The sequence below is a fragment of the uncultured Gimesia sp. genome (assembly GCF_937910335.1).
Lineage (GTDB): Bacteria > Planctomycetota > Planctomycetia > Planctomycetales > Planctomycetaceae > Gimesia.
This window is the reverse complement of record NZ_CALEMX010000009.1, coordinates 1-5840: the sequence shown is the minus strand read 5'-3', so window position 1 is coordinate 5840 and position 5840 is coordinate 1. Positions and strand designations below refer to the sequence as shown.

Annotated in this window: 5 protein-coding genes; 1 reads left to right on the top strand and 4 read right to left on the bottom strand. The window is 49.7% G+C overall.

Annotation, left to right across the window (positions count from 1 at the left end; genetic code table 11):
* Positions 1–10: 10 nt before the first annotated feature.
* From Q0668_RS00300 to Q0668_RS00290, 3 genes are read right to left on the bottom strand one after another with little or no spacing between them, the layout of a single operon-like run.
* Entirely contained in the window at positions 11–1366 is a 1356-nt protein-coding gene (locus Q0668_RS00300) for a hypothetical protein (protein ID WP_298858782.1), read from the bottom strand.
* A gap of 37 nt (positions 1367–1403) precedes the next feature.
* Complete coding sequence (locus tag Q0668_RS00295; RefSeq protein ID WP_298858780.1) at positions 1404–2309, bottom strand: ABC transporter ATP-binding protein; 906 nt, start codon at positions 2307–2309, stop codon at positions 1404–1406.
* Positions 2306–2704, bottom strand: a complete 399-nt coding sequence (locus Q0668_RS00290) for a GntR family transcriptional regulator (protein WP_298858778.1) — start codon at positions 2702–2704, stop codon at positions 2306–2308. The genes Q0668_RS00295 and Q0668_RS00290 overlap by 4 nt, the downstream gene beginning before the upstream one ends.
* A gap of 224 nt (positions 2705–2928) precedes the next feature.
* Between Q0668_RS00290 and Q0668_RS00285 the strand changes: the two genes are divergently transcribed.
* On the top strand, positions 2929–4398 hold the full coding sequence (locus Q0668_RS00285; protein WP_298858776.1) for a sulfatase: 1470 nt from the start codon (positions 2929–2931) through the stop codon (positions 4396–4398).
* 24 nt (positions 4399–4422) lie between these two features.
* Here Q0668_RS00285 and Q0668_RS00280 read toward each other — a convergent pair whose 3' ends face one another.
* A complete protein-coding gene (locus tag Q0668_RS00280) occupies positions 4423–5799 on the bottom strand; it encodes a DUF1501 domain-containing protein (protein WP_298858784.1) in 1377 nt (458 codons plus the stop codon).
* Between the last annotated feature and the right edge of the window lie 41 nt (positions 5800–5840).

The window sequence follows — 5840 nt, the reverse complement described above, 5'->3', positions numbered from 1 at the left end:
ATGGCGCAAATTACGTGCCAAAGCGAGGGAAGTCATCTGGGAAATGCGGGGTATAGTAAAACCAAGATCGTCCTGTCCAGAAAACGGAAATCATATTCGCAGCGATGATCCAGAACCCGATCACTGTGATCCAGAGATGATTCAAACTCAATCCCATCACCGCATTCCAGCTTAAATCAGCCTTAAATTTCTCTGGTCCAAAATAGAAAACCATCACGAGAATACTGAGTAACAGGCCAAGATGAATCAACAAGAACACAGAGACAAACGCCTTGACCATGTTACCCATGAAAGTTGCATTCAACTCACGATCAGACAGCGGCGCGATCGCCAGATAGCGTTTCATTTCCGTTCTACCCGGTCCGCAAATTCCATCCCCTATCAGAACCGCAACAATCACGGCAGCAACAAGAGTGAATAAAGTGGTGATAGCCTGAAAATCTCGCAAAAGACTATAAATATTTTTTGTTCCTGATCCCGTTCCGGAATCGATTCCAAAGCTGAGTGTAAAAACAAATACAACCATCCCGAATCCCAGCCCTCCCATAATGACGGCACGCTGACAGGAGTCGCGCCAATGCAATCGTGCCAGAGCCGTCCGTCGGGATAAAGGCACGATTTGTCTTTCGGGAATCGCTCCTGTGAGCAAAGCACTCCACCAGGCCACCATCTGCTCCCACTCTGGGCTGGGAACCGCGGTGCCGGCGCGGACCTGGGCAAACGCGCGCGTCCCCTGATACCAGGCCGCAATACAAACCAGTTGCATCGTTACAAATTCTGGGATGGTGACTTTGCTCCAGGGAACAATGTCTGCTTTAAAGCCGTTCGGGTAATACCGGGAAATAAACCACCAGAACATGCCGACGACTAAAAGAGCCCAGAATGCATATCGCGTAATACTGGGGGCAAACTTGCTCCAGTAAATGTAATGACCGACCATGATTAAAGTGACTAAAAACAATAAGGGACCCATGACGGGCCAATAGTCTGCGAGCCAGTTCTGATCAAAAAACAGCAGTCGATAAAAGCCATTGGTTACTAATTGAAGCAGTACGACATAGCCCACCATTGTAAACATTAACCAGCTGGCAATTGATTTCGAAGAAACGGGCAGTCCGAGGACCATTCTCTGAACTCCCGGCAATCCCTGCAGACAGGCGCCGAGAAAAAACACCCACGATATTCCCAGATAAGCAAAATGATAATCAAACAGATCATGCTCGATATAAACCAAATTCAATCCCTGCAGTCGAGAAATCGTACGAAACAGCAACGGCGCTATCACCAGTGTTCCGACAGCCAGCAGAGCGCCAAACCACGTTCGTTTACAAAACCCTTTGGTCGTCACATACAAGGCAGATGACATCAGCGACACCTCATTCTCATTATTCATTCAACAAACGTCATACATTGGTTGAAGGACGTTCCACCGATTTCATACGGGCTACAAAAATCTCTTCCAGAGTCGGTGCGTTTTGTTCCAGGATTTCGCCACCCTTGTTTTTCAACTCTTCTTCCAACTCCTGCTTCTGGCCGTTACACACAATTTTCCATTCGCGACCCGAGCCGGACCAGAGGAGCGCCCCTGTCAGTTGCGGGAAAAAAGGCTGTGGCTCCTGAAATCTGACCGTGAGCTGAAAATGCGATACCAACACTTCATCCAGGGGACTCGACAGCAAAATACGCCCCTGATCTAAAATGGCAATGCGATCGGAGACACGCTGTACTTCATCCAGCAAATGGGAGGAAAATAAAACCGTGCGTCCCTCATCGACGACCGTTCGAATGATGGCGTCCAGAATGTCCTTGCGGACTACCGGATCGAGGCCCGATGATGGTTCGTCCAATACCAGTAATGGAGGACGATGTGCCAGCGCCAGCAATAAACCGGCGCGTGCTAACTGCCCTCGCGATAACGTGGTCACTTTTTGACTGAGCGTCAACTCGAACATTATCCGCAGTTCTTCAGCATAAACGGGATCCCATTTGGGATAGAACGCGCGCGTGAATTCAAACAACTCGCCAATCGACATCCATGAGGGCAGATCGCGGTTTTCCGAGAGATGCCCAATGCGGCCCAGTACTCCGGGTGGGTCCAAAACCGGGTCGGTACCAAAGACACGCACCGTTCCCAGTTGTGGTTTCAGAAATCCCAAAACGTGCCTTAACATTGTAGTCTTGCCGGCACCGTTTTCTCCGACCAGTCCGAAGACACAGCCTTCAGGAACGGAGAGATTGACATTAGATAATGCCTGTTTTTTTCCAAAACGACGACTCAAATTTTGAATATCGATTACATTTTCTGTCATTTTTCGCCCTCTTTGTGTGAATCAAATTTCTGGCTACGCTGACGAAGTAATTTCAGTAGAGTTGCTTCATCGACTCCTAATTGACGCGATTCCGTCAGCAGGGCATCCATGCGCTCATTGAGGATGCGGCGTTTTTCTTTATTAGAAAGGGGTGATACGCCATTGGAAATAAAAACGCCGGCACCCCGTTTCGAGATGACCACCCCTTCCGCTTCCAGCTCACGATAAGCCCGTGCTACTGTATTCGGAGTGATCGTCAACTGCTGCGCGAGCCCACGCACAGAAGGAAGCTGCTCATGCGGCTCCAGCCGACCGGAGGCCACCAGGAATTTCACCTGATTCGCTACCTGCTGGTAATAAGGAGTACCATCCGCTTCGGATAATTGAATCTGCATTATAAATCCTCGCAAAAAACTGTATCAACACAGTAATACAATTATTCATCCTGTCAATAACATTTTTCAAACTTTTTGTAAATTGTTTTTCAGCCGAGTTTGAGATAGATTCACACTGCACATCAGCCAGCAAGCAACAATCCTTGTGTCTGCAACAGTTTCTGTTCAGAATGAAATATGCCAACTCTGTGATTCCTGCAATCGATCTGAGAAAGTTTGAACCTATGCAACATTCAGGCAGTTTTTTCTATTCATTGACGTTCAGCCTGTTCCTGATTCTCTGCCCCAATGTCTGTGAAGAATCCCAAGCAGCTCAAAAACCCAACGTGTTGTTTATTGCCGCCGATGATTTACGTTGTGACCTGGCATGTTACGGCCACCCTTTAGTAAAAACACCTCACCTGGATCAATTGGCAAAACGTGGCGTACTCTTTAAACAAGCCTACTGTCAACAGGCGCTCTGCAATCCTTCACGGGCTTCGCTTTTGACGGGACGCAGGCCGGACACCTTGAAGATCTGGGATCTACCAACTCATTTTCGTGAAGTCGAACCTGAAATTGTCACAATGCCGCAACTCTTCAAACAGCAAGGTTACTTCACGCAAAACATCGGAAAAATTTTCCACAACTGGCGGCAAAAGATTCAGGGCGACCCGGCATCATGGTCGGTACCTGCGGTTTTGCATTATGCAACACATGGCAGCGACAAACCCATCATGAATAACAATACGGAACTTCCCGTCAACTTTGCAAAAACGCAGAAGACCGAAAGCCGCGATGTTCCCGACTCCGCTTACTTTGATGGCCGCATCGCAGACCTGGCCGTTCAAGCGTTGCAAAAATTGAAACGGAAACGAGAGCCTTTCTTTTTAGCTGTCGGCTTCTGGAAACCACACCTGCCCTTCAATCCACCGAAAAAATACTGGGATCTTTATGACCAAATCCCGATTACCACTCCCACTAATCCCAGGCCGCCCCAAAATGTTCCCGCAATCGCCCTGCATAACGGACGGGAGTTGCTGGGTTCCAAAGGCAGGAACCTCACGCAGGAAGAAACCATCGAACTACGAACCGGTTATCTGGCCGGCATCAGCTATCTCGATGCCCAGATTGGGAAAGTTATCGCCGAGTTGGATCGACAGGGATTGCGCGACAATACGATCATTGTCTTCTGGTCCGATCACGGCTTTCATCTTGGCGAGCATGGACTATGGTGCAAGACTTCCAATTTCGAAAATGACGCGCACGTGCCTTTGATGATCTCGGCTCCCCATATGAAACACGCGGGGGAAACCTCGCATGCGCTCGTCGAACTGCTCGACATGTATCCGACGCTAGTCGAACTCTGCCAGCTGCCTGCACCTAATCAACTGGAAGGCAAGAGCCTGGTCCCGCTCCTCAATGATCCCACACAATCGGTGAAACCAGCCGCCTTTACACAACATCCAAGGCCCGCGTATTTTAAGGATGTCCCACAAAACATGGGCGTCTCAGTCCGCACGCCCCGCTATCGATATACCGAATGGCGCAACTTCAAAACCGGTAAGGTCGAAGCCCGAGAACTCTACGATCACGAAGCCGATCCTGATGAAAACACGAATATTGTCGACAACCCATCCGACGAAATCGCATTTCAAAAAGCGATCAAGTTGCTGGAAGAACAATTTCCAAGCAAGACGACACAGAAGCGTTAAGTGATTTAGAAATCAAACTTGCAATCAGCTCAGTTCGGCGATCGGATTTCCACTAGGCAGGATCGGCATGGGACGGCCGCTATGGTCGAGGATTGCGTGATGCTGGTCGATACCGAGGAAGCGATAAACGGTTGCCAGCAAATCATTCGGATCCAACTTGTTATCCTTGGCATATGCGCCATTCGCGGTCGTGGAGCCGATGACTTGACCCATTTTCATGCCACCTCCTGAAACCAGGACAGACATGGAGCCGGGCCAATGATCTCGTCCGGGCTGCATGATTTTGGAACGTGTTCCCTTTTGTGGGTTAATGCGTGGCGTGCGACCAAATTCACCGGAGACAATCACCATCACTTTTTTATCGAGACCACGTTCATAGATATCTTCGATCAGCGCAGAAACCGCACGGTCAAAAATTGGCAAACGTCCCCGCATATCGTCATACAGGTGACCATTCACGGCATGAATGTCCCAGTTGCCTGCACAACCTTTGATACCCGGGTTCTGCATCTGCATGGTAACGAAACTGCTGCCCGCTTCGACCAGTCGGCGCGCCAGCAAGGCACGTTGGCCCCATTTGTGTCGGCCATATTTCTCGCGGGTGGCTTCACTTTCCTGTGACATATCGAACGCATTGCGGGCGCGATCACTGGTCAGCATTTCCAGAGCCCGCGTATTAAATTGATCGATCGATTTTAATGAACCGTTCTGATCCAGATCGCGGCGCATCTGGTCGAACGAAGTCAAAAGCGTTACTCGATCATCGAGACGCTCTTTGAGTTTTTCGTCAATCGTGATATTCGGAACTTGAAAATTGCTCAAGTTGGGATCAGCGCCGACCACAAATGGCAATGCCGACTCTCCCAGGTAAGAACTACCACCCCCATACACGCGAGGCTGATTGCCTATGTAATTTGGTAGTCCATTATTCACATGATCTCGCATCCGGGAGACAATCGGACCAATCGTCGGGAATTGTGATTTTGGGTCCAATGGCCTTAAGGGATCACGTCCGGAAAGGAATCGACCTGCGCCGCCCGCATGGTTGGCAAAGCCGTGAGATATCGAACGGATAATCGTAAACCGATCAGCTACCTTCGCATGCAGGGGCAGCATCTCACAGATATCCATACCCGGTACATTGGTATGAATCGGGTTGAACTCGCCTCGATATTCCACCGGTGCATTCGGCTTCATATCATAAGTTTCCATATGACTGGGACCGCCCTGCAGCCAGATGAGAATCACCGACGTATCCGGGGTCGTTTTTGCGGGGGAAGCGGCCGCCGCTCTCAGGCGCAACAAATCTCCCAATCCCAAACCTCCCAGGGTAAGAAAACCTGCCTGGAGGAAGGAACGCCGCGATTGAGTTACCTGGATGGAATTAGCGGGACGACTCATATTCAGCACCTCGGCTCGCTTTATCAGGGAAGGACTTGCAG

Coding starts and splice junctions, on each gene's coding strand:
- Q0668_RS00300 (WP_298858782.1), bottom strand. CDS start 1,366: ATGTCATCTGCCTTGTATGTGACGACCAAAGGGTTTTGTAAACGAACG.
- Q0668_RS00295 (WP_298858780.1), bottom strand. CDS start 2,309: ATGACAGAAAATGTAATCGATATTCAAAATTTGAGTCGTCGTTTTGGA.
- Q0668_RS00290 (WP_298858778.1), bottom strand. CDS start 2,704: ATGCAGATTCAATTATCCGAAGCGGATGGTACTCCTTATTACCAGCAG.
- Q0668_RS00285 (WP_298858776.1), top strand. CDS start 2,929: ATGCAACATTCAGGCAGTTTTTTCTATTCATTGACGTTCAGCCTGTTC.
- Q0668_RS00280 (WP_298858784.1), bottom strand. CDS start 5,799: ATGAGTCGTCCCGCTAATTCCATCCAGGTAACTCAATCGCGGCGTTCC.